This is a genomic window from Streptomyces sp. NPDC058674 (genome assembly GCF_042716505.1).
Lineage (GTDB): Bacteria > Actinomycetota > Actinomycetes > Streptomycetales > Streptomycetaceae > Streptomyces.
Genome location: NZ_JBHXSC010000026.1, coordinates 59895 through 86228, shown reverse-complemented (window position 1 = coordinate 86228; position 26334 = coordinate 59895). Strand labels below are relative to the sequence as shown.

Genomic DNA, 26334 nt, shown 5'->3' with positions numbered 1-26334 from the left:
CATGATCCAGACGAAGGCCGTTTCCGCGTACGGCGGTTACCGAACCGAGTGATCAAGTACGAGGCGCCGTTCGATCTCGGACGTTAAAGATCAAGCTAGCCCCGCGAACGGGGACCCGGACAAGCCCGCCGTCCAGGCTCAAGCGGAACGCGGCCCGGCCGGGCCTGGGCGGGACGCCGGTCGGCCGGGCCACACGGGCCGGAGCGCGGCGCCGGTCGGCCGGGTCAACCGCCGACGCCGGATCGAGGATCACGTGAGCTGGCCCCCTCCCGGGCCTTGAGGACGCTACGGACGGTGCGGTCAAGTCGGCTGCCGGGACGGTAGTAGACGTGGCGGACGGCGGAGAATACCTGCAGCCGGTTCATCGACTCCCTGCCCTCTTCGTTCAGCACTTCAACGGTCTCCTCGCGTCCGAGGCTCAGGAGATGCTTGGGTCCAAGAGGAATGACCATGCTGGCCGCGTCGCCGAGAGCCATGCCGAAGGCAGGCTGGCCCTGTACGAAGCGAACCGTCTGGGCAGGGGTGTCCCCGATGAGGAGCTCTCCTGACTCAGGACTGTGGATCGCCAGTCCGACCCCGGCAATGCGATGGCGGACCTTGTGGAACATCTCCTCCATCCGTATGCGCAGCAGGGCGCCGTTGGCGAAGAGCTCGTCGGTCGGGCGCAGGAGTTCGTCGACCATGTGCTGCATGCCCTCCGGGCCGATGATGTGGAGGCCGAACTCCTGCAGAGCGGCGGCCCGGACCAGCTCTTGTCCGTCGGTGAGGAACCAGCGCCGACTATGGGCTCGAAATTCGGTGAAGATGCGGTCGAAGGCTTTGCGGTAGAAGTGGGAGCGCACCCAGTGCAGGGCGAGGAAGTCGCGCAGCACAGTGTGGTGCTCGGTCTCGTCGAGAATTCGGCCAGCGTCCAGTGCGGCGAAAGCGCGCGGCAGGTTCTGCTCGGTCGCTGCCCAGAGGTCTTCAAGGGTGCCGGACGCGAAGGGGCACGAAGTTCTCGGCCCAGCCGCAGCCGGCTGGGCCCTTCAACTTGTGCGGCTGGTGGGGATGGCGCAGATCGAAGGGGTAGAGCTGGGGCCCCGATCCTGCGGTTCCCGGGGCTGTGAAGCGCTTGAGCAGGACCTTCGAAACCAGGTGCTGGCGGCGCACATGTTGGCCTGGTGTGTGCTCCAGCTCGCGGACCCGCTCCCAGAACGCGTCCGATGCCCTACCCCTTGCGTCGGGACTACTCGCCATGCTCTCCAGAGTCCCAGAACCTCCCGGCCGTGGAAACGGAATATGAAACGAAACCCGTGCCGCCCGAGCTCTCCCGCTGGCTCTCTCTCGTGTGCCGAGCGCGGCCACGACGGGCCGAAGTCGCCGGGCTGGGCGAAGCGGCGTCGCCGCCGGACTCGGGCACCCCGTTGCTGACTTCGGCGTGTCAGGGTGAACTGTGGGGAGGTCAGTAGCGCCCAGGGTCGGCGGGATTCACCAGCGCCCTGAGGGTGCAGCTGCTGTTCAGGCTCGGGTGGTGAGTCGCGCGAGTGCCACGTCGTAGCGTGTTTGGACCTCTGGACTCGGGGCTGCGCGCAGGAGGGCGGCGAGTGCTCGTACCGTGCCGTCGTCGTAGCCGGCGGCTTCCGCGTCCCGGGCCGCGAGGTCGAGCTGTGCGGTGCCCTCGGCGTGGTGTCCGAGTCCGAGCAGTGCCTCGCCCTTGATCGCGAGCAGGAGGAGGTGGGGGATGTCGGTGGCGCCGGGGCGGTAGTCGAAGTCCAGGGTGCGGGTGGCGGTGGTGAGGGCTTGCTGCCAGTGGCCGGCGTCGGCCTGGTGGCGGGCGAGATGCTGGGTGGCGAGGCGTTCGACCCTGCGGTCACCGATGCGGCGGCCCAGGTCGGCGGCGCGCTCGCAGCTGGTGGCGGCCTGGTCCAGGTCGCAGAGGGCGGCTTGGGCCATGGCGAGGACGATCAGGCCGTTGGCCTCGGCGAACGCGTCGCCGGCTCCGGCGGCGAGCGCGCACGCCGCTTCGAGGTGCACGAGTGCCTCGGTGGTGCGTCCTTCCTCGGTGAGGACCCAGCCGAGCATGTTGAGAACCCGGGCTTCGCCGTGCTGGTCGGCGTCGGCCCGAGCGGCGGTGAGGGCGGTCTGGAGGAGCGGGGCCCAGCCGTCGCGCACCCGCCACACGATCAGCGGCCACATGGTCATGACGATGCGCCAGGTGCGCTCGTGCAGGAGGGCGGCGTCGGCGGCGTTGATCGCCTGGGTGAGGTTGCCGCGCTCGGCGGTGAACCAGGCGACGGCGGCGCTCCGGTCGCCGAAGTCCCGCACCGCGGTGGGTGGGTCGAAGTCGGCGGGGAGGGGGAAGCAGTCCTCGGAGCCGGGTTCGGCCGCCGCGACGGCGGCGGTGGCGGTGGTGATGTAGTGGTCGAGGACGCGCTTGAGGGTGTCGGGGTGGGCGTCCAGGCCCCGGGCGTACAGCCGCACGAGGTCGTGCATCGTCCAGCGGCCGGGCGCGGTCTCGGTGAGCAGGTGTGCGGCCGTCAGGCGGTCCAGGGCAGTGTCGGCGGCGGTCGGGTCGGTGCCGGCCAGGGCGGCGGCGGTGTAGCGGTCCAGGTGGGTGCCGGGGTGGCGGCCGAGGGCAGCGAACACGTCCGTTACGGGCGCGGGGAGTTGGCGCAGCGTCAGGTGGAGTGCGGCGCGGACGCCGGTGTCCTCCAGGTCCAGCAGGCCAAGGCGGCGGGTCTCGTCGGCGAGCTCGTCGGCGAGTGCGGCCAGGGTCCAGCCGGGCCGCCCGGCGAGGCGGGCGGCGACCACCCGCAGCGCCAGCGGCAGTCCGCCGCACAGGTCCGCGAGGCGCAGTGCGGCGGCCTCCTCGGCGTGGACCCGGTCGGCGCCGAGGAGGCGGGCCAGGAGGGCGGTGGCGTCCTGGGGGGCGAGGACGTCCAGGGGGACGGGGCAGGCGGTGTCGGTGACGATCAGCCCGGGCAGGCGGTGGCGGCTGGTGACGACGGTGACGCAGCGGTCGCCGCCGGGCAGGAGCGGGCGGACCTGGTCGGAGTCGCGGGCGTTGTCGAGGACGACCAGCAGCTGCCGGTCGGCGGCCAGGGAGCGGAACAGGGCGGCCGCGGCCGGCTCCGACTCCGGTATCCGCTCGGGCGCAATGCCAAGGGCCAGGAGGAACTCGCGCAGCACCTCGACGGCGGACGGCTCGCCCATGTCGCTGAAACCGCGCAGATCGGCGTAGAGGCGGCCGTCGGCCAGGCCCGCGGGGTCGTGGCGGGCCCAGTGCAGGACCAGGGCGGTCTTGCCGACCCCGGCGGGCCCCACCACCAGGCACACCGGCGCCTCGCCCGCGGTGGCCCGGGTCAGCGCGTCGAGCTCGGCCGCCCGGCCGTGGAAACCGCGCGGCGCGCGCGGCAGCAGATCGGGGGCGTTCACAGTGGCCTCCGATGCCGGGGCGGCCGCCGGGACGTCCGGCGAAGGGCTGAGCGGTGGCGCTGTGGCGTCCGTGGTGCGGATGGGGCGGCGCCGGCCCGCGCTCGCGGCGTCCTCCAGCTCCCGGGCGCCGGCCGCATCCAGGCCCAGCGCCTTCGCCAACGCCTGCACGGTACGGCGCTGCGGCCCGCGGGAGCGGCCCTTCTCCAGGTAGGACAAGCCCCGCACACTCATCCCGGCCGCGTGCGCCAGGTCCTCCTGACTGAGCCCGGCCCGGCGGCGCAGGGCGTGCAGCAGCGTACCGAAGGAGTAGTCGGCCGGTGTGGTCGAGGCCATGCTGATGATCTTCCCGTGTTCGACGTGGCCCCGCCGAACCGCGAACCCAACCGGCAAAAGTATGCGCCACCTAGTTGTGCCGGTGAAAGTGCCTGGTTCACGCCCGTCCGCCCGAGTTGGATCGAAGCCTGAGGAAGACGGCCCCGGAGCCACCCGGAAGCTCTCCTCCGCCGACCCTTCGTCCCGCCGGGACCTGAAGGGGCCCGGCGGGACGAAGGGTCGGCCGCTTCCTCAACCGTCCGTCCCGCGAGGACGCCCCTGCCCCGATGCAGTGGTAGGCGCTCGCGCGGGGTCTTCGCCGTGCCGCCCACACCCGCGCGGCAGAGTGTCCAGGGAGAGAACCACCCGATGCACCTGCATCCGATACCCACCATGCGCCGATCCGGAAGGCAGCTCGCGGTCCTGCTGCTCGCCCTGGTGTCCGCCTGCAGCGTGCTCTTCGGGGCCGCCGCACCCAAGGCCCACGCAGAGGTCCCCCAGAGCCAGCGGTTCACCACCATCAACTGGCACCTGTACGCGTACGACTCCCCGAACGGGAGCTCCCGGGCGAGGGACAGCTATGACGACTACAACGCCATGGTGAACGCACTGCGCAACGCCGTCGGCCACCAGATGCCAAACGTCGACCAGAGCTCGGCCTACATGGACACCCCGACCCGGACCAACAGCAACCGTGTCATCCAGGTGATGGTCTGGACCCACGAGGCGGACGGCCAACGTGCCCACCTCGCGCTGTACTTCAACGTCGACAACCTCTACTTCCTGGGCTTCTCCGCCCGCGGCCAGCACTACCGCATCGTCCCCCGCCCCAACCAGGCAGACCGCGCGTACACCAACCACCTGCCGGAGCAATTCCGCCTCGCCTCCAACCCCGTCCCGCCGACCGCCCCCCTGTTCAACCAGATCACCGGCGACGGCAGCTACGCGCAGATGTCGGCTCCCCCGGAGTGGCGGGGTGCCCAGCGCTACGACCGGACGACGATTTACCAGCAGGTGCAGAACCTCACCAACGCCACGCCGGACAGCCGCAACTCCACCACGGTGAACCGGGCCATGGCCTACATCATCGGCGCCACCGCCGAGGCCGCCCGCATCGGCTGGATCCAGAACCGCGTCGCCCAGAGCATCTTCGCCGGCGGCGACGCGGGCGACCCGACTTTTCCGGCTCACATCGGCCCCTTCGGCACCGACCTCGAAACCAGCTGGAGCGACCTGTCCCGCATGGCGCACCGCACCGCGCGCAATGTGACCGACCCGGGTGTGACGATCGACGGACGCGTCTACCGCAACGTGTACGACCTCGGGATCCCCGACAACCGCCGTCCCCGCCTGACCCCCTTCCTCGCCCTCTACGCCAGCGGACAGCCCTAACCGCCACACCGCCGGGCAACCCGCCGGGCCCGGTCCACCACGGACCAGGCCCGGCCGTCGCGTGCCCCCGCACCCCGCCTACAGGCTTCGGCTTGTCAGGAGATGAGGTTGGGGTGTCGAGGGTCAGGCCGGTGCCGGCTATGAAGCCGTTGAGGGTGTCGGGCCGGTACTGGAGGCGTTTGAGCCGGTTGCGGACGAGTGCTTCAAGCCGGTCGAGGGCCATGACGGCGAGGTTGGACAGACCGTCCGCAGCACCGCCGCCTTCGGCGCGCGCGGCCAGCGCCCGTCGTAGACGCTCCAGTGCCCCACCGTCTCCCCGCCCGAGCCCGACCCCGAGTCGAAGTACACCGGCGCCGGCACGGTCCCGTCCGCGAGCAGGACCCCGACCGAGCCCTCGTGCGAGGCCCCGTACTCGTCCGTCGTCCAGGTCTCCTCCACCCGCAACCTCCCCAACCAGCCGAACCTCCGCACCCGCACCGGGCGCCCACTGACCATCCCGCAACCCGTCCGCTCCCGCGTCGGGAACAACAGAATGCGTCGGATCCGTGCAGGGCGTTCAGGCGCTCCGGGATGACTTCCGCTTCGCCGCTGGCTTCTTGGCCGCCGCCGGGCTCTTCTTCGCGGCCACCTTCCTGGCAGGGGTCTTCTTCGGGGCCGGGAGATCGTGGACGGTGGCGTCGACGTCGCCGGTGCGGGCGTTCTTGGCGTCGGCGACGGACTTCTCCAGCATGGCCATCAGGTCGACGACCTCGGCGGAGGCGGGCTCGGCCGGCTCGGCCGCCGCGGGCCGCTCGCCGCCGGCCTTCGCGGCGATGACCTGTTCCAGGGCGGCCCGGTACTCGTCGCGCAGCTCGCTCATGTCGAGCCCGGACAGGGTTTCGGCGAGGGCGACGGCGGCGTCGACCTCGGCGTCGGTGACGGTGGTGTCGGGGACGGGGACCTGGTCGGTGGCCCGGATCTCGTCCGGCCAGCGCAGCCCGTGCAGGACGATCACCTTGTCCATGACGCGGAGCAGGCCCAGGCGCTCGCGGTCGCGCATCGCGAACTTGGCGACGGCGACCTTGCTGCTGCGCTGCAGGGCCTGGCGCAGGAGCTCGTACGGCTTGGCGCCGACGCCGTCGGCTGCGAGGTAGTAGGAGGCGCCGATCTGGATCGGGTCGATGCTGTCGGCCGGGACGAACGCGACGATCTCGATGGCCTTCGCAGTCGGCAGCGGCATGTTGTCGAGGTCGGCGTCGGTGATCTCCACGAGCGTGCCCGTCGCGGTCTCGTAGCCGCGGCCGATCTCGTCCTGCCGCAGCTCCCGGCCATCGACCTCGCAGACCTTCCGGTTCCGGATCCGCCCGCCGTCGGCGAGGTGGATCTGCCGGAAGGACACCGCGTGCGACTCGGTAGCGGGGTAGACCTTGATCGGAATGGTGACCAGCCCGAACGAAATAGCCCCTGACCAGGTAGGACGCACACGAACCTCCACGCTGCTCGCCCCTGATTCCAGGGTCCCACCCAGTCGGCGCAAGCGCTGCCCGCAGGGAGCCGTCTGATCCAACGCTCTCGCCCGGAGCCTGCCGCCTGCTTGCGACAGCCAGGAGGCCATAGTCCAGGCGCCCCGGATGGGGGCTGCTCTACGTGCCCTCGGGCCAGATCTGCGGGCTCTTCCCTCCGCGGAGTTCGCCCCTGAGCCGGGTCTCGACTTCAAGGCGGGACTGGCCGCTCTCCGCAGCCCAGCGGTCGATCGCGTCGCGGACCGTGTCGGCGCGCTCGCCCCACTCCCGCCAGGCGGCCTGCCACTCCTCGTGCGCCTCCGGCGGCCAGCCGCCCTCAGCGGACGGCCGCCCGTGCCGGTCCTGGATCTCGCGTAGGAGCGCCCAGGCGGTGTCCGCCCGCTTCTGGAGCCGGATGTAGTCGGATTTCAGCCACGACCGGATCGTAATACCCGGCAGAGACAGTAGGAGCGTCAGCGGGATCCCGCCGGACGACGCGGCGCCGGCGCAGCAGTCCGTACGCGGACGTCGCAGGTCAGACGGCCGGGGATCCGGTGTACTCGTGGCGCTGGAAGCCGCGTCCGTCTCCGTGCCAGTCCAGGAACAGCACCACGTCAGCGAGGGCGCGGTTGCCGATTCGATGGCTGATCGTGTCCGTGCGGTAGCGCCCGTCGTAGTTGGCCTTGGATGTGCTGTCCTCCAGCCGGGCTTCCAGGCCGGCGAAGTCCTTCTCAGCAACCACAGGGTCAGTCCCGTCGCGGGATTGCTTGATCTGAAGTCGGATCTTGGCAGCGTCGAAGATCGTGGGGTCGTCGACGGAGTAGAAGGTGGGGCCGTCCCACCGGGCCTCGGCGTAGGCGTAGGCGGTGGCTCCGGAGCGGGCAGCGCACACGGAGATGGTGACGTCCCAGTTGTCGGGCCACGGCCCGCTGTATGCGGTGTCGTCGATGGACCGGGTGCTGCCGGAGCACTGGTAGCGGAGCTGCGCCTGGGTCGCCGTGGTGGCCGGGGTTGTTGCTGCGACGCAGACCAGTGCCGCCGCTGCCGCGAGCACGGGGTACGTGGTGGTGTTCATGGAGGGTCAACTGCCGGCCTGGCCGTCTGCGACACGGAGCGCGGCGAAAGCCACCCCTAGGAGGGACGTCCCCCTACGTGTGTCCGGCCCTTTCGATCGGGGTGACGCCCCCGTTCAGCTCAGAGCGCGGCCGTGTTCCCGACGCCGAGGCGGGCAAGGCGGCAGCCTGGGTAGCGGAGTCCGCCCGGAAGCCCTTCGCACGTCGACCGGGCGGACCGTCTCGTCTCCCACTCGCCAAGAGACAGTAAGAGGCTCGTGAACCACTTCGCCCTGCCTGTCATCGAGGACGGCCACATCCACGGCGCTGCGGTTCCCGTGTCGACGCGGTCGGAGGCATCGTGACCTCGACTGGGCGGGGTCCGAATGCGGAGCCCATCGTGGCGCACCACGTGACCCTGTCCTTCCAGCCGGGGCCTGCGGGGGTGAAGGGTACCTGGGCTGCTGCCGCCGTCGCGGACAGGAAGTTCCGCGGCTTCGTGGGCAGGTACGCCAGCCAGGAGGGCGATGTGTGCATCGAGCTGCTGGAGGAGACTGCCAGCGGCAAGCTCATCGTGGTGAAGAGGTGGACGAAGGACCGCGGTGTGGAGACACGGCCCCGCCCTTGACCCTGATGAGGCTCGTTGAATTTCCCCACCCGGAGCTCACGGGATCCCCAGACCTGCTGATCTTGCTCCCCACCCGCGGTTCGCTGAACTCCGTACGTATGACTCACTGCTTCATTGGCTCGGGTGTGCACGGTTGTTGGCCCGCGGCCGTGGCCGTCGGCGCTGGATCAGGCACCGCTCGCTCGGGCCACACGGGGCTGGGCTCGCAGGGCAGGTAGTCGAGCACAGTCGTCCGCTCCGGCCAGGCTCTCGCCCAGTGCCAGGAGGGAGAGGATCTGTACTGGCTGGCCGGCTGTGGCAGCGGCCTCCAGTTTGTGGTGGCCGTCGAGGAGGAAGTGGGTCAGGCCCCAGTGCACGAAATAGTCGTCCCCCCGGTCGAGGGCGGGCTGGCATACGTCCAGCGTGGAGATCGCCACCGCCGTGGGGACCGTTCCCTGCTCCATGAGCGTGACGTACTCCTCGACGCGCCCCCTCTCGTTCCACGTCGGGGGAACCATGGGTACGACGAACTCGTAGAGGTGGGCGTCCGTGTCTACGACGGTCTCGAAGGTTCGGTAGTACGGGGTGTGCGGGTACTCCGGGAGGCCCCAGAACTGGTCGATCCCCCACGTCGTGACCTGCTCGCCACTGAAGTAGTCGCCGTCCTTGCCGGGGACGACCAGCCGGGGTTTCACACGCAGGAGCAGTGGAAGGTACTCGCCCTCAGGCAGCAGGGTGGCGAACGCATCGATCACTCCGCCGTCGTCCAGATCGTGCAGCGCGCCGGTGAGTTGTTCCTGCACGCCCTCCAGGGACAGCTTCTCCCTTGAGCCTTCCAGCCGGCGGAACAGGAACGGGCAGGTTCCGCAGTAGAAGCTGAGCTCGAACGCAGGCTCGTCGTCGACCATGAGCAAGCGGCGCCGCGGGCCGCCGCCGATCTCCTGCAACTCCGTGTCGAAGCGCAACCGCGCCTCGGGTGCGGGGAGGCCGAGACTGCGTGGGGCGCCCGATTTGATCATCACGGGTCGACCGTACGGGACGCTGTTGATCGACTCCACCGACTACCGAGCGCGGACCTGGCCGATCGGGCTTCCCAATGGAGAAGTCAATCCGTTTGGGTGTTCGCCTCTCGTTCCGAGAGGAACTCGTCGAGCAGGTCGAAAAGCACTTTGATGACGTGCTGTTCCTGGTCCGCGGGAAGGTCCCAGGACTCCCACCCGTCAGGGAGCGCAAGGTGGCGAACCTGACCGGGCCATGCGTGATTGCAGTCGCGGCCTCGTCTGGCTACCAACCACTCGCTCCAGCCGTCCAGACCTGGTCCGCCATGGCGCACGGAATGATGGTGGTAGCCGTCCAAGTACGCCTCCAGACCCGTGAGCGTCGTCCGACCGACGAACATCCCGGGTCGCTTCGCCACGTTGGCCCAGTACTCGCGCTCGCCCATGCCTATGAGATCCATTCGGTCATGATCTCGCGCCAGACCAGGTTCGTCTTCAGCGGGCAGCTGCTATCCGGTGATCTGCGGCGGTGCGGTTTCGTAGAGGCGCCGGTCACGGATCAGGGCCCATAGGATGTTGACGCGGCGGCGGGCTAGGGCGATCACGGCTTGAGTGTGGCGTTTTCCCTCGGCTCGTTTGCGGTCGTAGAAGGTCCGGGAGTTGGGGTCGTAGCGGACGCTGGTCAGCGCGGACATGTAGAAGACCCGCTGGAGGCCGCGGTGGTAGTGACGGGGCCGGTGGAGGTTACTTGCCCGAGTCGTGCGGCGCCGGTGCAAGCCCGGCGAATGCGGCGAGCCGGTCCGGGGTTGCGAAGAAGGCGAGGTCACTGCCGACTCCGGCAAGAAACTCGGCGCCGAGGAGAGGCCCGATGCCGGGCATGCTCGTGATGATCTCGGCGAGGTCGTGGGCGCGGAAGCGGTCCTCGATGAGCCGGTCGACCTCCGTGACCTTCTCGTTCAACGCCCGCACGTCGGCGGCGAGGGTCCGCACCAGCTGGGCCATGACCGCCTCGCCAGGGACCGCGGTGTGCTGCTGTTCGGCGGCGTCGATCGCCGTGGCCGCGAGCTCATCCGGTGTGCGGACGCCCCGTGCTCGGAGCCAGCGGGTCAGCCGGGCCGTGCCCATACGCCGTATCGCCGCCGGCGTCTGATAGCCGTCGAGGAGGACCAGCGGGCCGGCACTGGTGAGGACGAGAGCGCGCTCCAGGGCAGGGAACATGCCAGTCAAGGTGGAGCGCAGGCGGTTGATGGCCCGGGTGCGGTCACGGACGAGGTCCGTGCGGCGGCTGGTGAGCATCTTCAGCTCGATGGTGGCCTCGTCGGTGGGCCGCATCGGCTTGAGGTCCCGGCGGATGCGGGCCTGGTCTGCGATGACCAAGGCGTCGCGGGCGTCGGTCTTGCCCTCGCCGCGGTATCCGTCGCTGGCCCGGTTGACGACCCGGCCGGGGATGTAGAGGAGGTCCTGGCCGTGGCCGGTGAGCAGGGCCAGGAGGAGGGGCCTTGACCCCGGGTTTTGGACACCGGAGACACTTGGATCTTGACGGTCCAGGAGAACGGAGTCCCCGTGGGGATGAAGCATTACCCCGCCGAGTTCAAGGCGGACGCGGTCGCGTTGTACCGGTCGAGGCCCGGAGCGACGATCAAGTCCGTCGCCGCCGACCTCGGGGTGAACACCGAAACGCTGCGGAACTGGATCCGAGCCGCCGACGGCCGCCGGCCCGGCGCCCACTCCGCACCGCCGAGCGCCTCGCGGGCCGCGACGACGCCGTTCAGGCAGAGCTGGCCGCCGCCCGCAAGAGGATCCGCGAGCTCGAGGAAGAACGCGACATCCTCCGCAAGGCGGCCCGGTATTTCGCGACGGAGACGCGCTGGTGAACCGCTGCCAGTTCGTTGACGATCACCAGCGCCGACACGGCGTGAAGCGGCTCTGCGACATCCTCGGCCTGGCCCGCTCGAGCTTCTACTACTGGCGCCGCACCGCAGCCGCGAGAGCGGCCCGGCAGACCGTCGAAGCCCAGATCGCGGCCCGGATACGCAAGGTCCACCAGGACTCCGACGGCACCTTCGCGAAGCTCGGCTTCACCCTCTCCCCCGACGGCATCGGCATCCCCACCCCGGCCGGGATCATCTGCCACGGCCCGCTCAAGGGCTTCAAGTTCTCGGTGAAGCCGCTGCGCACCGGTGTCCAGATGGAGCCAATGGCCACCCCGTACGGGCGGCATCTGGTCATCCGGGGCGTCCTGCCGGTGCCTGCGCGCTGACCTCCCTGCCCGGCTATGCGAGCGAGCCCCGGACCGCGTCGGTCCGGGGCTCGCGGGCTGTTCGGGTGCGGCCGAGTGGCGACTGCCCGGGCTGTTTCGAACGTTGATCGCTCGCGTCAGGCCAGCGCAGCGCGCCCTTCGTCCGTGGCCTCGACCAGGTCGGGGCGCTCACCGTTCGCCGGGTGGACGACCCGCACCAGGTTCTTCTGCCAGAGGGAGACCGAGGCCCTATAGAGCGTGAACTGCTCCTCGTACCAGGCCAGGCGAACCGGGTCGTCCTCCGGGGCGTGCACCTCGGGTGGGACAGCCTGGGTGAGTGCGGGGAAGGACGTGGACATCGCGGTCGGGGCGGTCTTCTGCACTCAGACGAGGAATAGGCGTGTAGCCCGTTTGGTATTGCCTGTCGGGCGTTGGCCGGTGGGGTGGGCGAGTGTGGTGGGGTCACCCGTTTCGTGCTGTGTGTCAGGGAAGGGTCCACCTATGCCGTTTACCGAGGTTGTCACCTTCCGGCTGAGGGAAGGGGTGCGGACTGAAGATTTCCTGGCTGCGGCATTTCGGATGGACCGGGAGTTCCAGCCGACTCAGCCCGGCTATCTGCCGGGCAGTCGTCGTACGCTCCGCTCACCTGACGGCACGTGGATGATCTCGGTGGACTGGGAGACGGTGCAGGATTCGGAGAACTCCCAGGCCGCGTTCGCTGACGCGGGGGAAATCACCGAGGCGTACCTGGGCGCCATGGACCCTGACAGTGCCCGGATTGAAACGTGGGAACTCTTCATCCCTCCGGCGCAGTAGGCCGCAGGGCATAAAGCGCCTGGTCAGGTCCGGTGCTCCTTGCGTTGCGGGCCGACGGGTGCGCTGCTGGAGGTGAACGTGGCGGCGAGATCTTCGATGAACTGGTCGGTTACGGGTTCGCGGGAGATGAAGCGCCGGAAGAGTACGGGTCCGCACAGGCGGGCGTACTCGTCGGCGTCCACGCTCACCCCGAACGGTGCCAGGAGTTGGCTGAGGGCGTCGCGGCGGTTGGTGACCAGGCGGTTCAATGCCTGGTCGCTTTGGGGGTCGTGGTCGGCCTGGGCGGCGAGCATCATCAGTGCGCTCGCGTTCGCCTGGGCCTCCATGCCGGCGCGCAGGCTGCGCAGGAAGGCGGCGACGATCTGCTGCGGGGTGCCGGAACCGTCGGGGTACTCGGTGGGCGGGCCCTCAAGGAGCAGGTCCATGAACAGGCGCTCGCGGCTGGGCCAGTGCCGGTAGAGGGTCTGGCGCGTGACGCGCGCCCGGGCGGCCAGTTCGGTGTAAGTGACCGCGTCGGGGCCTCGGGTGGTGAGCAGTTCGCGGGCATGGCCGAGCACGTGGGCCCGGGTCCGCTCGATGCGGGGGTCGGTTCTGGCGGCAGCGCCGACTTCGTCAGTCATGAGTGAATCATACAAGCCCATCGCTATCATACGACTCGTTCTATAACTACGGGTGTTCGCTCCGGGTCTCCCGCCTCCGGTATCTCGAGCTGGGTCCCTCCGGTGCATCACCCCCGCCGATGCGCCATGCGCGCTCCCGCGAACCGAAGGAAACCCAATGATCACGATCGACAAAGACGCCGACACGCTCACGGTCATGATCGTGTTCACTCTCGAGGCCTCCGATCAGCCGGCCCTGCTGGAAGCCATCCGCACGTTCGTCCAGGACGTGGTGCGCCACCAGCCGGGCTTCGTCTCCTCCACCGTGCACGTCAGCGATGACGGCACACGCATCATCAACTACGCCCAGTGGGAGAACCGAGACGCCCTCGAAGCCTTCCGGGCAAACCCCGACGCCATGAACCGGCGCGGTGACATCATGCGCTTCGACCAGGAGAGCCACACCTACCGGATCGCCTTCCAGTCAGAGCGCCTCGCTCCCTGAGACGGCGCGGCCGTTTGCCGGCAGCCCGCCCCCGGGACGAGCCGCGGGAGGCTGCCGCCCCTCACGGGATACGCGGTACAACGATGGGCCGCACAGAGCAGTCTCTGTGCGGCCCCGCCGCCAGCCGGATCCCGCCTCAGGGGAGAAGAACGATCTTCCCGCGGTTTCGGCGGGTGTCGATGTCGGCGTGCGCCCGGGCCGCTTCGGCAAGCGGGTAGGTACGCCAGATCGGGACAGTGAGCTTGCCGGCGGCGGCCAGCTCGGCCAGTTCCGGCAGCGCTTCGGGAGCACGGTCGGAGGGATCCATCCCGGTGAAGCGCACGCCGTACTGGGCGGCGCTCATGTCGGCGAGGGTGATAACGCGCTCCGGACCACCGGCCAGTTCGATGGACTGGGGCAGCACGCCCGCACCGGAGGTGTCGAGCACCGCGTCAATCCCCTGCGGCGCCGCGGCGCGCACCCGCTCGACCATGCCGTCGCCATAGAGCACGGCGGTGGCGCCGAGCCCGGTGACCCGCTCCAGGTCGGCCGCCCCAGCCGTGCCGATCACGGTGACGCCGCGGGCGACGGCGAGCTGGACGGCAATCGCGCCCACACTGCCCGCGGCGCCATGGATCAACAGCGTCTGACCGCCGCGCACGTCGAGGTGCTTCAGGGCGCGGAAGGCAGTCTCCCCGACGGTCGCAAGCGCGGCCGCCACCTCCCACGACAGCCCCTGCGGCTTGACGACCGGCCCGCCCAGCAGTGCGTACTGCACATACGCCCCGCCCGTGGCCACACCCAAGACCTCATCACCCAGGGCAATGCCGCTCACCGCGTCCCCGACGGCGTCCACGACACCGGCCACATCCATTCCCGGGGTGATCGGGAACTCGGCCGGGAACACCCCGGCCAGCTCGCCGCGGCGGATCTTGTTGTCCAGCGGGTTCACCGCCGCCGCCCGGACCCGGACCCGGACCTCGTGCGCGGCAGGCTGCGGCATGTCGACCTCGGAGAAGGTGAGCACCTCCGGGCCGCCGAAGCGCGTGTACGTGATGGCTGACGGCATGAGAACCTCCCAGAGAAACAAAATAAGACGATCTGTAGTTAAACATACAGGACGTATGATTGTCGAGCCACGTCGAGGCCGCGCCGGGCCGGGCCCCCTCATCGGGGTCAGGCGGAAGGAAAGGTGGGCATCGGCGCGCCTGCCCAGGTGGCTCTGTCCGCGTTCCACTGCATCAGCAGGCGGGCGGGCAGGTCCCGGCGCTCCACGACGCGGACCGCCACGGGGTTGATCCACACACCTCGCGCGCCGACCCGCTCAACGAAGCCGCGGGCCTCGAGCCGGTCCACCGCTTCTGCGGCTTCTTCAGCTTCCCGGCACGGTAGCGCTCGATCGTGCGGGTCGAGGTGCCCAGACGCTCCGCCAGGCTCCTCGCTGACCCCGTCATCCGCGTGAGGAGGAATTTCACCTGTGCATTGGCGGACTTCGGCGCGGGCCGAGTGAACACCTTCCGCTCCGCCCGCGCGAGGGCCTCCAGGACCTTGCCGCGGCGCGGGACCGGCTGCTGCTGCTCGTGATCACTCATGCCACCAAGGAGGCCACGGCGCCCCTGTGGATAAGGGACGGCCATCAGCGGCGGCCGTCCCTGCGCGCTGACGTCTGAGACCCCGACCGTTAGGTGGCGGACAGTTGGCGAGGCCGCGGCGCGGTTCCCGGGCCAGCGCTCCACCGGCCCGGTGGGGACGGCCGAATGCCGGACCGGGTCGGTAACCGCTGCCAGGACGGCCGGCCTTCATGGGCGCGGGCGCCCTGACGAGCATGGGCTTCCCCCGGAAGAGGTCGCCGTGTAAGCGGCGCACGAGACCGATTCCTCGCCAGACCGGTCCTCGGTGCTTGATCATCCCGATGGCCAGATACCCAGGGCAGCACATTTGCCTCCGTGCACCCGCCTTCACCGACCGGCGGCTCAGCCCTCTGATCCAGCGGGCGAGTCGCCGGCTGGACCTCGGTGGGTAGCTGGGCAAGTCCGGCTCGTGCCCGAAGCAGAGCCGCTGTCTGGGCGGGCGGCGAACTCTCGGCGCCGTGCCGTGCACGATGGCTGGTATCAGCCTGCGGGTTCGTGGACACGCCAGATAGGAATGCCCTTGTCGGACGCGTGCTGGAGGTTCGCCAGGAGTCGGCTGGGCATCTTCGAGGGAAGACACGCAATGACCAGTTCGGCACCGATGTCGATCAGGTGCTGGTTCTGGCGGCGTCCGGCGGTTCGACAGAAGGTACCCCCGTCCGCACGGCGGAGACGGTGTTCAGGATCCTCCGACGGGCATTCGGGAACGCATACTTCCCAGTTGCACGCGTGGTCGTGGGTGTGCAGACGGTGTGTCCGTGCCCAGACGCCCGCATGACGGCCGGCCGGGTCGAGGCGGCTGTAGACGAAAACCAGCGGGGCCTGTCCGTGAAGCTGGCGGGCCCGTTGCTTGACGTGTTCAAGGGCTTCGATCAGAGCCTCGACATGCGTCCATTTGTCCGGGCCGATAACTAGCACACGGACCGCCGTGGCGGTGACGAGTCCTGAGATCGGCAACGAAGGGTGTTCGGAATTCCACCGTTCAATCCAGCTCTTCCCGGTGATCTTCGTTGCCGTTGCCCAGGCGGGGGCCATGCAGTCCACATGCAGACGGCGCTGGCTGTCGATATGGCTTGGGCGCACCCAGTCGGCTGCGTCGCCGGTCACCTCTCGCCACAGCGTTTGCAGCTCCCATGTCATTGGTGTGGCACTCCTTCCGAGAGGATGCCGGTCCACGGTAGCGGTGCAGCCTCCGGCAACAGGAATGTCGACCTGGCGCGCTGTGCCCGTTCGGCTCGGGGCCCGCCGCCGGGCCGCAGCCTCCTTCGGTGTCCCTGCTGGGCGGATCGATTCGCCCGCGGCCGGGTTCCGGACCGTGTAGTTCCCACAAGGGCAGCAGCCCACGGGGTAGCTCCTGCTGCCGCGCGGCCGGACCGCGCTCGCGACGGTGGGCAATCAGAGGGTTACAGAGCTGGGGCGCACCGTTGGCAGCGGGCGTAATTTCGGCCGCCCTTGGGGCCGGTGCGGTCGGCGATCCATGTCCTGGCCTCCTCCGGGGTCATCGCCGTGAAAGAGGGGTAGAAGCGGGCACCTTCGAAGATGTCGCGGTCGTATGGGACGACGGTGTGGCTGTAGAGGTGCAGTGCCTGCGTGTACGCCTCACCGGCCGGGCGGGCGTAGTTGTCCGGGGTTTCCCGCTTGACCACAGAGCACGTGGTGTCGTGAATACCTCGGCGTCCGGCAGCGAAGGGGTACACCTCCGGCTGCTGAAGGCGTTCCCACAGGACGTCCGACTGGTCAAGCAGCTCCTCGAACCACGAGCGACGCTCTTCACACAGGGCACACCCGCCGGCTGCCTGGCAATCGGCCCGGACCTTGGCAGGGTCCTCGAACGCCCTGCAGCCGAAGGGGCCGTACAGCTTCTCGGCGGCTTCGAGAAGCAGGGATCGGGCCGCGCCCGCTTCCACGGCACCTTGCTCAACGTGCTCCAGGAGGTCGAGGATAGCGGGGAGTTCTACTGAGTACCCCCACCCTGCAGAGATCTCCCGCCGGCGCTCTTTCGCAAACAGGTCACCGAACGACACGCGTACCCCGGGCAGGACGGCTCCGCGGAACTTGAAATCGACCGCGACCCCTCCACTGGACTCGTCGCCGCTCAGGTCAACGTCGTCCCATCGGTACACGGTCGCCGGGGCGAACTGCTCAGGAATGTGTACGGCCGCCGTCCTGCCCGCTGGCGTTTTGACGACCGGGCGGGGCTTCTTTGCGGAGGAACCCTGCTTTGTGCGGCGCTTCTTCGACATCCCACCGACTCCATCGTCCGACGGGCTCTCTTTGGTTGACCACCCCGAGAGCCGGATATCCAGGGCAGCACATTCTGCCCCTTGGCACCCTCCTTCACGGACCAGCTACTCATCCGGTCTGCTCCAGCGGATGAGGCGTGGTCTGGATCCGGACGGGCAGCTGGGCAAGTCCGGCCCTCTCGGCTCGAGCCCGGTGCAGCGCACTTTGCCGGACAGCCTCGGCGTCACGGCGCCGCTGAGCAAGGGCGGCATCGATCGGTGCCGGCTGATCGTCACGGACCGCCTCCGACTCCGGGAACGCACGGCGGCTCGCCTCCCGGAGGACCCGGTTCTGCCGCTCCACCGCGGCCGCGATGGCCGGGTCGGGCTGCCGCTGGGTGTGAACCTGCTGGTGGGCTTCGAATGCGCGGTGGTAGCCGGCCGTCGCCGTCTCCCGAGTACGCACCGGCCCCTGTGGAACCGGGGTCCTCACTGGGTCCGGGTCGGCGGCCGCGCTGGGCGCGGGCAGAGGGCCGGGTGACAGCACGCGGATCGTACGGACCGCGTCGGTGCGCGCGGACCGGTTGGCGTCGGCGATGATCCGTGGCGCCTCCAGGCGGGCCTTCGTCGCCCAGGCCGTGGAGTCCGGGCGCAGCGTCAGCTCTCCGCGCTCGGCGTCGTAGCCCACCGCCGCGACGTGGTCGGCGAGGTCGGGGGCGAGGGCCGCCCACCGTTCGCACAGGCCGGCGCCGGCCGCCGGGATGTCCCAGCCGCGTTCGGCCAGGAGCGCGGTGAACGCCTCGCCGAGGCTCATGGGGGCACGGCCGTCGCGCCGGACCGTCCGGGTCACCCGCGGCTTGCTCTTCGCCGTGCGGGCGCCGTTCTTCTTTGCGGCCTCCCGCGCCGCCCGCAGTGCGACGCGGGCCAGGTCCACGCCGCTGGGCTGGGGTGTATGGCTCATCACGCCACCTCCCCGGCGAGCTCCTGGGAGCGGTGGGTGAGGCAGACGCTGCGGGTCGGCAGGGCCCTGCGGGTGCAGGGCGTCTCACCGTCACGGCCGGAGCAGGTCCCCGGCACCGACGGCGCAGCGGGAGGCGCGGGTTCGACGGCGGCCAGGGCGTCGGCCTCTTCGCGACAGAGCCTGCACAGGCCAGTGTCGACGGCCCGGCCAGTCAGGAAGATCACGCATCCGCAGCTACCGCACGAGGAGCGAGGCGGGCCTTCGGGCTCCCGGGGCGCCGGGACCCGTGCGGAGCGCCGGAGCGCTGCACCCAGCTCGCAGTCGGCGCAACGCCCGGACGGGCCAGGGCGGGCGCCGTGCTGGGGGCACAGGCCCTGCTCCAGGCGTTGCTCGCGCTGGCGGGCGGTGAACCGGTCCTGGATCGTCTCGGCGCACAGCTCGCAGACCGCGCCGGTCCGCCAGATGATGCCGGCCTCGCAGTCCTGGTAGCCGCAACCCCAGCGGGGCAGGGCCACCCCGAGCAGCCACCGGCCCGGGTCGCGGATGTCAGAGAGCGCCACCGGGGCCAGGCGGGCCACCAGCCGGTGCTGGAGACGGTCGGCGGCCGTGCCCTCGCGCAGCTGGCGACCAATCTCTCGGGCGATCTTCCGGACGACGAAGGCACTGGTGACGCGTTCCAGCAGCACGTGGACCGGTTCCAGCACGGAGTAGATCTCTGGGCTCATGGACAGCTGCGGTCCGGAGTACGACGATCCGACAGGCGCCCCGCTCGTGCTGCGGCGCATTTCGCCGTTCGGCTTCGAGGAGGGCTGGCTGATCTCACCCGCGCGCAGCGCGACATCACCCTCGCCTTCTGAACGCGCCGCAGCGTCAGCCGGGTCTTCCACAGCCTCAGCGCCCTCAACTACCTGTACCTCGCCTACGGCGGGTGAGATGAGTGCACGCTCGTCATCAGGTGAGTCAGTCTTAGGTAGTTCCTTATTCGCGAGGGACCCCTCACCAACCCGCACACCCGATCCCTCACTAACCAACAGACATGCTGTCCCGTCAGCCACACCTTCCACAGGCTGCTCCGCGCCCTCCTGGACCTCCTTCAGCACCGAGTCCGCGACCGGCTCGCCGCCGCTCACGACGGCCTCGGGGGCGATGTCGTGAGCGATGTAGCGGTGACGGCCCTGCGCGCCCGCACGCCGCTGCACCGTCACCCATCGCGCCGCCTCCACACCGTCGACGACCTCACCGGCCGCCGCCGCCGTGATGGGCTGGCCGGCCTTCCTGCCCGAGCGGTGGCGCAGGTATCCCGCCAGCTCCCCCTCGGTCAGCGCGATGCCCATCCTCTCCGCGAACACGATGACCGCGTACGCGCGCAGTTGCCGGGGCGTGAGGTCCTCCGAAGCCGCCACCGGCAGCCACACGAACTTCTCCGTCCGCGTCACCTGCCGCACCGTCCGCAGCGCGGACTGGCCCTTCCCGCCGGGCAGGGTCCGACGGACCGACCGCAGCTCCACGACCCCGTCCGGCCCCGGACGGGTCAGCTCCTTCATCCCGCGCTCCACCGACGCCACCGACAGCCCCAGGTACGAGGCGATCCTCACCGACCGCGCGTCACACCCCTCCGGCCGGGCCGCCAGCGCCGCCACCTTCATGTACACGGACAGCGCGACGTCCGAGTAGAACGGCAACGACACCAGCCGCATCGGGACCCGCACCCGCTGCCGACGCACCGGTACGGCCTCGGCCACGGCAGAAGAGGTCGACGAGCGCGGGGCGGGGATCATCACAGCGGCCGACGCCGCCACGGCGTTCACTGGTCCACCCGAAGGTGCGAGATGTAGATCATCCCGGCAGCCTTACGCAGGACCCCTGTGGACAAGGGACGCGCAGCAGCAGGAGCCCCGGCCCCTCCTGCCCTGCGGGCAGAAATCTTGGATCCCGTCCCGCACCACGGGACGGAACTCGGGATCACCACGACGGCTTCGGCCACCAGGGCGCCCTCCAGGGCGTCTCCGGAGACCGCGAGCTTGCCGGTTCCTACGGGAAATCCAATTTCCGGTACGAACCGCACATACCGGGGGGAACAGGACGCCGATCCCGTCACATGGGAAGCCCGACGAGGTCGAACCGGGGTGAAACGGACAGGGCCGAGCTGACAAGGGGACACCACGTCGTGCACTATGAGAAACGACCTGCTCTCCATATAGCTGGACAGCCGCGCCCCTCGGGGCTGGCCCACCAGGTGTGTGGATGTGACGGGTGAGCCCCCCTTCGTGAGAAGCGGGGCAGACACCGATCGGGCGGGGGGAGATTTCTCCCCCCTCTTGGTTGCCTGCGGAGCGCGAAAGCCCCTGTGGTGGGGGCCTCCGGCGAAGCGGGCGGCACTGCTACAGCTGTGGTGGCCGTGGTAAGTGGCCGGGTGTGGATGGCCCTGGTTAGGGGCCGACGTAAAACGAGCGGCTCGGTGAGCCGCAGCTCAGGACCGGAGGCAACCGGGACTGAGCGTTGACCTGGACGTGAATCCGGTCAGGACGAGGCCAGCGAGGCCGAAGCGGATGGTTAGTCCGCCGAGGCGACGCGGCCATGGCGGTTACGTCACGCCGACCCCCTCAAGAACAGAGGCGGAGTCGGTGTGCCCGCACACCTGAAGGGTGGAATCGATCACGGCTGTAAACGGCCTAGTTGCGCGGTGGAGAAGGCAGGTCACTGTCGGTCCTCCTTCGCGGAAGGCAGGCCGTAGCGGAGCTGGGCAAGCAGGGCTTCGGGTCGCTCGTCATATACAACATGCGGCTCAGCCTCAGTCGGAGGATGGAAGCGCGTGGCGAAGCGCAACAGGTCTTGCTCGCTGAACTCGATGGAGTTGGCGTCGACATCAGCGAGCTGGTTCCGCTCGCGGATTCGTGACCATCGCACTTCATGCGGCACCGGCAGGTACACCAGGGTGGGGACGCCACCGGCCCTTGCGACTAGAGCCTGCCATTCGGCCCGCTCTTCCGGTGTCCAGAAGCCGTGGTCGACCACGACGTCATCACCGGCCTCAACCAGTCCTCGGAGTTCACCAGCGACATCTTCAAGGACGGGAGCTTCCCGAACTCGGAATTGTCCCCTGGGGAAGTCGACGCCGTACCGGCCGTAGCGACGGAACATCTCTTCATCAGGACACAGCCGTGTGAATCCCGCGGCTACGAGGGCTCTTGCCAACGTCGTCTTACCGGCGCCCGGCATCCCCGCCATCAGAACGACACGTGACTTGCGCGGCACGTCTCCGCCCATGGCCGAGGTACAAGTCGAGGTCAGCACGTCATGTCCGCCGTTTCGACGCGAGTACGGCCGGGAGCGCCCAGATCCACGCCGTACTCCAGAGGCCGGCCTTCGCGGTCGACGAACCGAGCGGATAGGACGAGGATCGCTTCGTTCGTACCGGGCTGGAGCTCCAAGAGCTGGGCGTCCTCGGCGGTGGCGATGCGGGCCGTGGTTTCGTCCGTACGCTTCACAGCCTGCCGACCTGTTTCCTGGGCGATGAGGTCGAGGGACGTGCCGCCGATCAGGCGTTCGTTGCGGAGGAGCGCGGGCACGGCCTGGGCGAACTCGAGCTGGATCCACGAGGTCGAGTGTGCAACGACGCCGTGCCGGTCACGGTAGACGCGGGTTCGCCGGATGACGTCGTCGCCAGCTTCCACCCCCAGAGCCGCAGCAACGTTCTGCGGGGCAGAGACGACGGCGGCGGTGTGTCCGTCGGAGCGTTCTCCCGCACCCCATGAAGAACCAGTACGGCGCCCGCGTTCCAGGCGCTGGCCTCCAGAGGAGAGCGACATGGGCTGACCGATGCGCGCGTACGCGGCGGTCGCGTCATCGGATCGCTTGAACCGCGGCCAGCGCTCGCCCGCCGGGTCAGCAAGCTCGACTTCCCGAGTGCGCGCGATCAGGGCTGCCGGCCCCTCGACGCGCAGCAGATCGAGGAGTTCCTCCCAGCTCAAAGCGCCGAAGCTGTCAACGAGTCGACTCGCGCCGTCCGTGAGTAGAGCGGCCTGACGGACCTGGGCAAGGTCAACGCTCCCGGTAATTGCTTCGTCAGCCGCAGCCGGGTCGGTTGCCGCGACCCAGTAACCGCCAGGCCGGTTCCGGAGATGCCGTTGGACGGTGACGAGCGCGGAGACACGAGCGGCGTGCTCGGGAGTACCCGTCGGCCCTTGGAGCGCGGCCTTCATCTCCGCGCCGGCCACCGCTTCGACTCGCTTGTCGGTGATGGTCCGGATGCCCTCGTCGCCGAGGTCAAGCACTAGCACGTTGTCGGAGAGCACGAGGTAGTCGAGGACGTCCCCCCGCTCACGGATCATCACGACGGTCGATGCCGGGACGGCTTCCTGGTCCAACGCGCAGGTGTCACGATGGAGGTCATTGACCTCGGAGATTGCGCTTCGCAGCGCCTCGCGCAGCGACACCGCGTCGTCGCCGATCAGGTTGATCAAGCATGTGCCTAGCTGCCGCACGAACCATGGGGTGCCGTGGACGCACCCCATGGGCAGGTCCTTGGGCGCGGACAGGCCGTCCAGCACGACGACCCCGGTAGGGCTGACGTGGACAGTGTCCTCGTTCGCGGTGCCCACTCCTTGGGTCGAAGCCATGGATACCTGCACGTCAGGCCCCTTCCGGGCGGTAGAACGGCGTGATTTGCTCGCTCGCGACGATCTCGAGGGTCTCCGGGTCAAAGCGGCTGGAGATGAGGGTTGAGAACCGTCGCGCCTTGAGCTCGCGGTGCACGGTGGCCAGCTCCTGGTTGAGCCAGTGAACGACGCCACCGGAGCCGCGCGCGTGGATGCCGGCGACATAAAGGAAGGTTCCCTTGCCGTCGGGGCGCGGGAGCCGGCCGAAGTATGCGATGTCGCTGTTCTCGCCCCGGTCCATCGGTGAGCGGTAGATCTGGCCGGTGTTGCGGTCGGTGAGGTACCAGCCGTCATCATCCTTGCCGAACCGCAGGTGGGGATCCCCTTCAAGGATCTGTTCGATGAGGGGCGACAGCCGAGGGCCGCAGATGACCACGAGGTTGTTGCGGTTGAGCCGGACGTTGCCGCCGAGTGGGATCCGCTCGAAGCTGACTTCCAACCCGACCTCTTCGGCCAGCTCCCGCAGACGTTCGTAGGTCTGGACGTCCTCAGTGGCGATCACGGGGCCCTGGATGGCTTTCTTCTTGCCATCCTTGTCGTTGCCGTCTTCCAGCTTCTCGGCCAGCGCCACGATGACCTTGCCCGAGCCGAGGAAGAGCCTCTCCGGCGGAGCTCCCTTGGCGAGTTGGCTTACGCGTCCCTTGCTGATGCCGAGTTCGGACGCCAGCTGAGTGCTGTTCAACCGGCCCACACGCAGCGTCTCGTTCATCGCCTCGTTGCGGACCGCCTGAAACTCGTTGCCGTAGTCCTGTACACGGCCAGCGAGACCATGTGCGACTTTCGCGCGCTCCAGAGGGTCGGGGAGCTCCTTCAGCTGGGACAAGGCGACGTCGAAAGCCGTATCAAGCTGGTCTCTCAGCGCGGCTGGAGCTACATCGTGCGCTTCCATACGTGCCTCCCTTCGTAGGGTCATGTTTACCCCATTAAACCTCATGGGTTCAAGGTGGTTGACGCGCGCCGTGGCGAGACCTATGGTTTCGGTAGTCGAGCGGTTTAGGGCGCTAAATCGCTTGGTTGCGTTCGCTATATCTGCTTGTCAAGCGCCCAGCACCACCGCAGTTTCTGCGGCTCGTCTCTTCGGAGGCGGGCAGGTGGTCGGAGGCGGTAGCACGATCAAACCCCCCGGTCGGCAGGACTGCGTGCACGACCTCAGCGCTGGCGCTGTCTGTCCGCCGGGATTCGAGCCGTTGGCTCGGGGGCCTGGTGGGCGGAGAGAGCATCCGTCCCGCGCACACCCCTCCTTCTTTCTTCCCGCCGAGGAGTCGCCATGCCTGAGCTCGCCATGCCCAAGGCCGCTAAGCGCAAGGGCCGCACCCGTACCTCCCGCGTCAGCCCCCTCAACGCGATCACCCTGTCGACCCTGTCGCCCGGACACATCGACATGCGGACCGTGGAAACCACGCAGACCCGCCGCATCTCGCTCGTGTGCCCCGACTGCGGCACCTGGGTGGCCGTCACCCCCCACCGCGGCACCTACCTGCTCAAGACGGTCCCGCACCACACGGGGAAGGCCGGCGTCGACGCCGCGATCCGCTGCAGCTCCAGCAACCGCCTTGTCGACGTGGACATCACCGACTGCGCCTGGCGCCGCCAGTACAGGGACTGGGCGCGCGAGGAACGCTTCGCAGCCGACCTCACCCGCAACCGCCGCGCCACCGTCCAGACCCTCAAGGCCAGCCGGCCCCAGGCGCGCCCCGTCGACCGGCGAGCCCAGTGGGAGCGCGCTGTGCCCGCCGCCCGCCGGGCCGACGCCGCCCGCATGGTGCCCACCGCCGCGATCCCCACCACCTGCGGCCTGGCCGTCGACGGACCCGCCGGCGCTCCGCTGGCCATGACCCCTCAGACCGCCGGGGACCGCCGCTCCGTCCGCGCCCTGGCCACCGGCATCCTCCGCGCCCTGGCCGACGCCGACCAGGACGGGTGCGCGAGCGACGCCCTCGCGGAGCACCTCACCCGCGCCGCCTACACGCACCTGGCCACGATCTGGCGCCGCCCCCTGACCCCGGCAGACCGGCCCACGCACACCGCCCTGGTGGCTGCGGTCACGGCCGCACTGCCCGCCCCGGCCCCGGACGAGACCACCGCCGTGTACTCCGCCCGCTGCCACAGGTCCTCACTCGCCGCCTGACTAGTCGGCCCGGACGAACGACCACGGCCCCGGCCGCCCCGTTTCAAGAGGGGGCGGCCGGGGCCGTGGCTGCTCGTACAGCAGCGCAGAAAACGACGAACCCCCGGGGGCCTAATCCCGGGGGTTCGTCTCTGCAGTCACCCTCCAGAAAGGGAAGACGCAATGCACAGGATGACATCAACTCAGGCCCGCCGGATGCGGCGCCCGGTACTCCAGGCCACGATCGACGCCGGCGCCCGCTGCACGAAGGCCGACCCCGACCTCTTCTTCCGGGCGGACGGCGAGCCGCCGGTCACCTGGCAGGCGCAGCGCGCCGAGGCGATCGGCTTCTGCCACGGTTGCCCAGTACGGGCGGCCTGCGAGGAGCTGGCCTTGCGCGACGGCGACGGCAACAGCCGCGTCGACGATCTGGTCCGCGGCGGCCGTTCCGGCTACGAGCTGGTCGCCCTCCGCGAGCTCCAGGCCCAGCGCCTGGTTGCCGCGATCACCGCCGACGAGGCCAGCGACCAGGAGTGGAACAAGCCTACGGACCTCGCCGTGAAGCTGAACCGCGAGGCCCGCAGCATGCCGACCAGGAGCGGTGGCATGCCGCACCAGGCCGTACTCCTGGGGCAGCAGAACGAGCGGATCACCGAGCTCGCCGCCAAGCTGGCTGCAGTGCGAACCGCCCGTCGCGCCCGGACCGGTTGGGGGGTCGCGGCATGACCACCATTCTGACCGTCCGCGCCGGGAAGATCGACGACATCCGCCGCGAGGACGACTCCCGCGGCTACGAGCGGGACGAGACCGACTCTCTCCACCAGGTCGGCACTCTGCTGCTCACGATGGCCGAGCGGGACGACGCCCGGATCCCCGACGGGCGTCGGGCCCGGCGCACGCTCGCCGAGATGGCGCCCGGCTACATCCGGCCCCCGCTGCTCAGCTTCAACGTGCCGCTCCGCGACGCGAATGACGCCTGCGGCCTGTGCGGCTACTGGACCTGCCGGTGCGGCCAGAACGCCGCCGTCCACGCGCCGTCGAGTGTGACGGGCGCGGTCCGGTGAGCAGCTGCGGCCACCCGCCGACCCTGGTCACCGTGAACTCCACCGGTGCGGACGGCAAGCCCTATCAGTCGGTCCGGCACGATCCCTGCACCTGCGGGGCGCCGCCGCAGCCGCAACCCGAGACGGAGTAGGGCTTGCACATACCGGCCGCTTTCGTACCGCCCAGCATCACGCGGTACGTGCCATCGCCGCGCGCGGCCTGAACCACCCCCTCACCCAGGCGCTCCTGGCGGCCGCCGTGCTCACGGCGGCGGCCGCCTGGGAGGCCGGCCACCGCGTCACCGACATCCACCCGCC

The 26334-nt window shown here is 69.6% G+C and carries 25 protein-coding genes and 3 pseudogenes; 9 read left to right on the top strand and 19 right to left on the bottom strand.

Annotated elements, in window-relative coordinates; all coding sequences use genetic code 11:
- Positions 1 to 224: 224 nt before the first annotated feature.
- Positions 225 to 959, bottom strand: a pseudogene (locus ACFWU6_RS16315) (DUF4238 domain-containing protein); the annotation flags it as partial.
- A 538-nt stretch (positions 960 to 1497) separates the two neighbouring features.
- Positions 1498 to 3747 (bottom strand): helix-turn-helix domain-containing protein, encoded by a 2250-nt coding sequence (locus tag ACFWU6_RS16310; protein WP_383981608.1) that lies wholly within the window; start codon positions 3745 to 3747, stop codon positions 1498 to 1500.
- A gap of 372 nt (positions 3748 to 4119) precedes the next feature.
- Here ACFWU6_RS16310 and ACFWU6_RS16305 point away from each other — a divergent pair, with 372 nt between their 5' ends.
- The gene (locus ACFWU6_RS16305) at positions 4120 to 5118 is read left to right on the top strand and encodes a ribosome-inactivating family protein (protein WP_383981606.1); all 999 of its coding nucleotides are present in this window, start codon (positions 4120 to 4122) and stop codon (positions 5116 to 5118) included.
- Between the two features lie 103 nt (positions 5119 to 5221).
- Here the strand turns inward: ACFWU6_RS16305 and ACFWU6_RS16300 are convergent.
- The 3 genes and pseudogenes from ACFWU6_RS16300 to ACFWU6_RS16290 form a co-directional block, all read right to left on the bottom strand.
- Positions 5222 to 5359 (bottom strand): annotated as a pseudogene (locus tag ACFWU6_RS16300) (IS630 family transposase); the annotation flags it as partial.
- Positions 5360 to 5674: 315 nt separating this feature from the next.
- A complete protein-coding gene (locus tag ACFWU6_RS16295; RefSeq protein ID WP_383981604.1) occupies positions 5675 to 6580 on the bottom strand; it encodes a Ku protein in 906 nt (301 codons plus the stop codon).
- Positions 6581 to 7134: 554 nt separating this feature from the next.
- Complete coding sequence (locus ACFWU6_RS16290) at positions 7135 to 7674, bottom strand: hypothetical protein (RefSeq protein ID WP_383981602.1); 540 nt, start codon at positions 7672 to 7674, stop codon at positions 7135 to 7137.
- A gap of 377 nt (positions 7675 to 8051) precedes the next feature.
- On the opposite strand from ACFWU6_RS16290, the gene ACFWU6_RS16285 reads away from it, so the two are divergent.
- Positions 8052 to 8279 carry a hypothetical protein gene (locus tag ACFWU6_RS16285; protein ID WP_383981600.1) on the top strand — a complete coding sequence of 76 codons (228 nt, stop codon included), beginning with the start codon at positions 8052 to 8054 and terminating at the stop codon, positions 8277 to 8279.
- Between the two features lie 167 nt (positions 8280 to 8446).
- On the opposite strand, the gene ACFWU6_RS16280 is transcribed toward ACFWU6_RS16285, so the two are convergent.
- From ACFWU6_RS16280 to ACFWU6_RS16270, 3 genes and pseudogenes are all read right to left on the bottom strand, one after another.
- Positions 8447 to 9277 carry a hypothetical protein gene (locus ACFWU6_RS16280; RefSeq protein ID WP_383981616.1) on the bottom strand — a complete coding sequence of 277 codons (831 nt, stop codon included), beginning with the start codon at positions 9275 to 9277 and terminating at the stop codon, positions 8447 to 8449.
- 86 nt (positions 9278 to 9363) lie between these two features.
- Positions 9364 to 9717 (bottom strand): hypothetical protein, encoded by a 354-nt coding sequence (locus ACFWU6_RS16275; protein WP_069923478.1) that lies wholly within the window; start codon positions 9715 to 9717, stop codon positions 9364 to 9366.
- Positions 9718 to 9765: 48 nt separating this feature from the next.
- Positions 9766 to 10762 (bottom strand): annotated as a pseudogene (locus tag ACFWU6_RS16270) (IS110 family transposase); the annotation flags it as partial.
- A gap of 63 nt (positions 10763 to 10825) precedes the next feature.
- Here ACFWU6_RS16270 and ACFWU6_RS16265 point away from each other — a divergent pair.
- Both ACFWU6_RS16265 and ACFWU6_RS16260 read left to right on the top strand, forming a co-directional pair.
- A complete protein-coding gene (locus ACFWU6_RS16265; protein ID WP_383981598.1) occupies positions 10826 to 11149 on the top strand; it encodes a transposase in 324 nt (107 codons plus the stop codon).
- Complete coding sequence (locus ACFWU6_RS16260) at positions 11127 to 11516, top strand: hypothetical protein (RefSeq protein WP_383981596.1); 390 nt, start codon at positions 11127 to 11129, stop codon at positions 11514 to 11516. The genes ACFWU6_RS16265 and ACFWU6_RS16260 overlap by 23 nt, the downstream gene beginning before the upstream one ends.
- A gap of 116 nt (positions 11517 to 11632) precedes the next feature.
- Here the strand turns inward: ACFWU6_RS16260 and ACFWU6_RS16255 are convergent, their stop codons facing one another.
- Positions 11633 to 11878: a hypothetical protein gene (locus ACFWU6_RS16255; protein ID WP_383981594.1), complete on the bottom strand. Its 246-nt coding sequence runs from the start codon at positions 11876 to 11878 to the stop codon at positions 11633 to 11635.
- Between the two features lie 118 nt (positions 11879 to 11996).
- Here ACFWU6_RS16255 and ACFWU6_RS16250 point away from each other — a divergent pair, with 118 nt between their 5' ends.
- Complete coding sequence (locus ACFWU6_RS16250; protein WP_073921079.1) at positions 11997 to 12311, top strand: hypothetical protein; 315 nt, start codon at positions 11997 to 11999, stop codon at positions 12309 to 12311.
- A gap of 23 nt (positions 12312 to 12334) precedes the next feature.
- Here ACFWU6_RS16250 and ACFWU6_RS16245 read toward each other — a convergent pair whose 3' ends face one another.
- On the bottom strand, positions 12335 to 12931 hold the full coding sequence (locus tag ACFWU6_RS16245) for a TetR/AcrR family transcriptional regulator (protein WP_383981591.1): 597 nt from the start codon (positions 12929 to 12931) through the stop codon (positions 12335 to 12337).
- Positions 12932 to 13088: 157 nt separating this feature from the next.
- Here ACFWU6_RS16245 and ACFWU6_RS16240 point away from each other — a divergent pair, with 157 nt between their 5' ends.
- On the top strand, positions 13089 to 13415 hold the full coding sequence (locus ACFWU6_RS16240; protein ID WP_073921081.1) for an antibiotic biosynthesis monooxygenase family protein: 327 nt from the start codon (positions 13089 to 13091) through the stop codon (positions 13413 to 13415).
- 136 nt (positions 13416 to 13551) lie between these two features.
- Here the strand turns inward: ACFWU6_RS16240 and ACFWU6_RS16235 are convergent, their stop codons facing one another.
- From ACFWU6_RS16235 to ACFWU6_RS16195, 9 genes are all read right to left on the bottom strand, one after another.
- Positions 13552 to 14463 (bottom strand): NADP-dependent oxidoreductase, encoded by a 912-nt coding sequence (locus tag ACFWU6_RS16235; protein ID WP_383981589.1) that lies wholly within the window; start codon positions 14461 to 14463, stop codon positions 13552 to 13554.
- 172 nt (positions 14464 to 14635) lie between these two features.
- Positions 14636 to 14986: a hypothetical protein gene (locus ACFWU6_RS16230; RefSeq protein ID WP_383981587.1), complete on the bottom strand. Its 351-nt coding sequence runs from the start codon at positions 14984 to 14986 to the stop codon at positions 14636 to 14638.
- Between the two features lie 519 nt (positions 14987 to 15505).
- Positions 15506 to 16165, bottom strand: coding sequence for a hypothetical protein (locus ACFWU6_RS16225; RefSeq protein ID WP_383981585.1), 660 nt, complete (start codon positions 16163 to 16165; stop codon positions 15506 to 15508).
- A 263-nt stretch (positions 16166 to 16428) separates the two neighbouring features.
- Entirely contained in the window at positions 16429 to 17268 is an 840-nt protein-coding gene (locus ACFWU6_RS16220; protein WP_383981583.1) for a hypothetical protein, read from the bottom strand.
- Between the two features lie 109 nt (positions 17269 to 17377).
- A complete protein-coding gene (locus tag ACFWU6_RS16215) occupies positions 17378 to 18208 on the bottom strand; it encodes a DciA family protein (protein WP_383981581.1) in 831 nt (276 codons plus the stop codon).
- Complete coding sequence (locus ACFWU6_RS16210) at positions 18208 to 20016, bottom strand: hypothetical protein (RefSeq protein WP_383981579.1); 1809 nt, start codon at positions 20014 to 20016, stop codon at positions 18208 to 18210. The genes ACFWU6_RS16215 and ACFWU6_RS16210 overlap by 1 nt, the downstream gene beginning before the upstream one ends.
- 889 nt (positions 20017 to 20905) lie before the next feature.
- The gene (locus ACFWU6_RS16205) at positions 20906 to 21475 is read right to left on the bottom strand and encodes an AAA family ATPase (RefSeq protein ID WP_383981614.1); all 570 of its coding nucleotides are present in this window, start codon (positions 21473 to 21475) and stop codon (positions 20906 to 20908) included.
- Positions 21476 to 21495: 20 nt separating this feature from the next.
- The gene (locus ACFWU6_RS16200) at positions 21496 to 22839 is read right to left on the bottom strand and encodes a UTRA domain-containing protein (RefSeq protein WP_383981577.1); all 1344 of its coding nucleotides are present in this window, start codon (positions 22837 to 22839) and stop codon (positions 21496 to 21498) included.
- 1 nt (position 22840) lies between these two features.
- Positions 22841 to 23755: a sigma-70 family RNA polymerase sigma factor gene (locus tag ACFWU6_RS16195; RefSeq protein WP_383981575.1), complete on the bottom strand. Its 915-nt coding sequence runs from the start codon at positions 23753 to 23755 to the stop codon at positions 22841 to 22843.
- Positions 23756 to 24133: 378 nt separating this feature from the next.
- Here ACFWU6_RS16195 and ACFWU6_RS16190 point away from each other — a divergent pair, with 378 nt between their 5' ends.
- From ACFWU6_RS16190 to ACFWU6_RS16180, 3 genes are all read left to right on the top strand, one after another.
- Entirely contained in the window at positions 24134 to 24994 is an 861-nt protein-coding gene (locus ACFWU6_RS16190) for a hypothetical protein (RefSeq protein WP_383981573.1), read from the top strand.
- Positions 24995 to 25165: 171 nt separating this feature from the next.
- The gene (locus ACFWU6_RS16185; protein WP_383981571.1) at positions 25166 to 25699 is read left to right on the top strand and encodes a WhiB family transcriptional regulator; all 534 of its coding nucleotides are present in this window, start codon (positions 25166 to 25168) and stop codon (positions 25697 to 25699) included.
- Complete coding sequence (locus ACFWU6_RS16180; RefSeq protein ID WP_383981569.1) at positions 25696 to 26037, top strand: hypothetical protein; 342 nt, start codon at positions 25696 to 25698, stop codon at positions 26035 to 26037. Before ACFWU6_RS16185 ends, ACFWU6_RS16180 begins: the two co-directional genes overlap by 4 nt.
- Positions 26038 to 26334: the final 297 nt, after the last annotated feature.

What these genes read in the sequence shown, in the direction of transcription:
- ACFWU6_RS16310 (WP_383981608.1), bottom strand. Translation starts at nt 3,747, where the DNA reads ATGGCCTCGACCACACCGGCCGACTACTCCTTCGGTACGCTGCTGCAC.
- ACFWU6_RS16305 (WP_383981606.1), top strand. Translation starts at nt 4,120, where the DNA reads ATGCGCCGATCCGGAAGGCAGCTCGCGGTCCTGCTGCTCGCCCTGGTG.
- ACFWU6_RS16290 (WP_383981602.1), bottom strand. Translation starts at nt 7,674, where the DNA reads ATGAACACCACCACGTACCCCGTGCTCGCGGCAGCGGCGGCACTGGTC.
- ACFWU6_RS16280 (WP_383981616.1), bottom strand. Translation starts at nt 9,277, where the DNA reads ATGATCAAATCGGGCGCCCCACGCAGTCTCGGCCTCCCCGCACCCGAG.
- ACFWU6_RS16275 (WP_069923478.1), bottom strand. Translation starts at nt 9,717, where the DNA reads ATGGATCTCATAGGCATGGGCGAGCGCGAGTACTGGGCCAACGTGGCG.
- ACFWU6_RS16265 (WP_383981598.1), top strand. Translation starts at nt 10,826, where the DNA reads ATGAAGCATTACCCCGCCGAGTTCAAGGCGGACGCGGTCGCGTTGTAC.
- ACFWU6_RS16250 (WP_073921079.1), top strand. Translation starts at nt 11,997, where the DNA reads ATGCCGTTTACCGAGGTTGTCACCTTCCGGCTGAGGGAAGGGGTGCGG.
- ACFWU6_RS16245 (WP_383981591.1), bottom strand. Translation starts at nt 12,931, where the DNA reads ATGACTGACGAAGTCGGCGCTGCCGCCAGAACCGACCCCCGCATCGAG.
- ACFWU6_RS16240 (WP_073921081.1), top strand. Translation starts at nt 13,089, where the DNA reads ATGATCACGATCGACAAAGACGCCGACACGCTCACGGTCATGATCGTG.
- ACFWU6_RS16235 (WP_383981589.1), bottom strand. Translation starts at nt 14,463, where the DNA reads ATGCCGTCAGCCATCACGTACACGCGCTTCGGCGGCCCGGAGGTGCTC.
- ACFWU6_RS16230 (WP_383981587.1), bottom strand. Translation starts at nt 14,986, where the DNA reads ATGAGTGATCACGAGCAGCAGCAGCCGGTCCCGCGCCGCGGCAAGGTC.
- ACFWU6_RS16225 (WP_383981585.1), bottom strand. Translation starts at nt 16,165, where the DNA reads ATGACATGGGAGCTGCAAACGCTGTGGCGAGAGGTGACCGGCGACGCA.
- ACFWU6_RS16220 (WP_383981583.1), bottom strand. Translation starts at nt 17,268, where the DNA reads ATGTCGAAGAAGCGCCGCACAAAGCAGGGTTCCTCCGCAAAGAAGCCC.
- ACFWU6_RS16215 (WP_383981581.1), bottom strand. Translation starts at nt 18,208, where the DNA reads ATGAGCCATACACCCCAGCCCAGCGGCGTGGACCTGGCCCGCGTCGCA.
- ACFWU6_RS16205 (WP_383981614.1), bottom strand. Translation starts at nt 21,475, where the DNA reads ATGGGCGGAGACGTGCCGCGCAAGTCACGTGTCGTTCTGATGGCGGGG.
- ACFWU6_RS16195 (WP_383981575.1), bottom strand. Translation starts at nt 23,755, where the DNA reads ATGGAAGCGCACGATGTAGCTCCAGCCGCGCTGAGAGACCAGCTTGAT.
- ACFWU6_RS16190 (WP_383981573.1), top strand. Translation starts at nt 24,134, where the DNA reads ATGCCTGAGCTCGCCATGCCCAAGGCCGCTAAGCGCAAGGGCCGCACC.
- ACFWU6_RS16185 (WP_383981571.1), top strand. Translation starts at nt 25,166, where the DNA reads ATGACATCAACTCAGGCCCGCCGGATGCGGCGCCCGGTACTCCAGGCC.
- ACFWU6_RS16180 (WP_383981569.1), top strand. Translation starts at nt 25,696, where the DNA reads ATGACCACCATTCTGACCGTCCGCGCCGGGAAGATCGACGACATCCGC.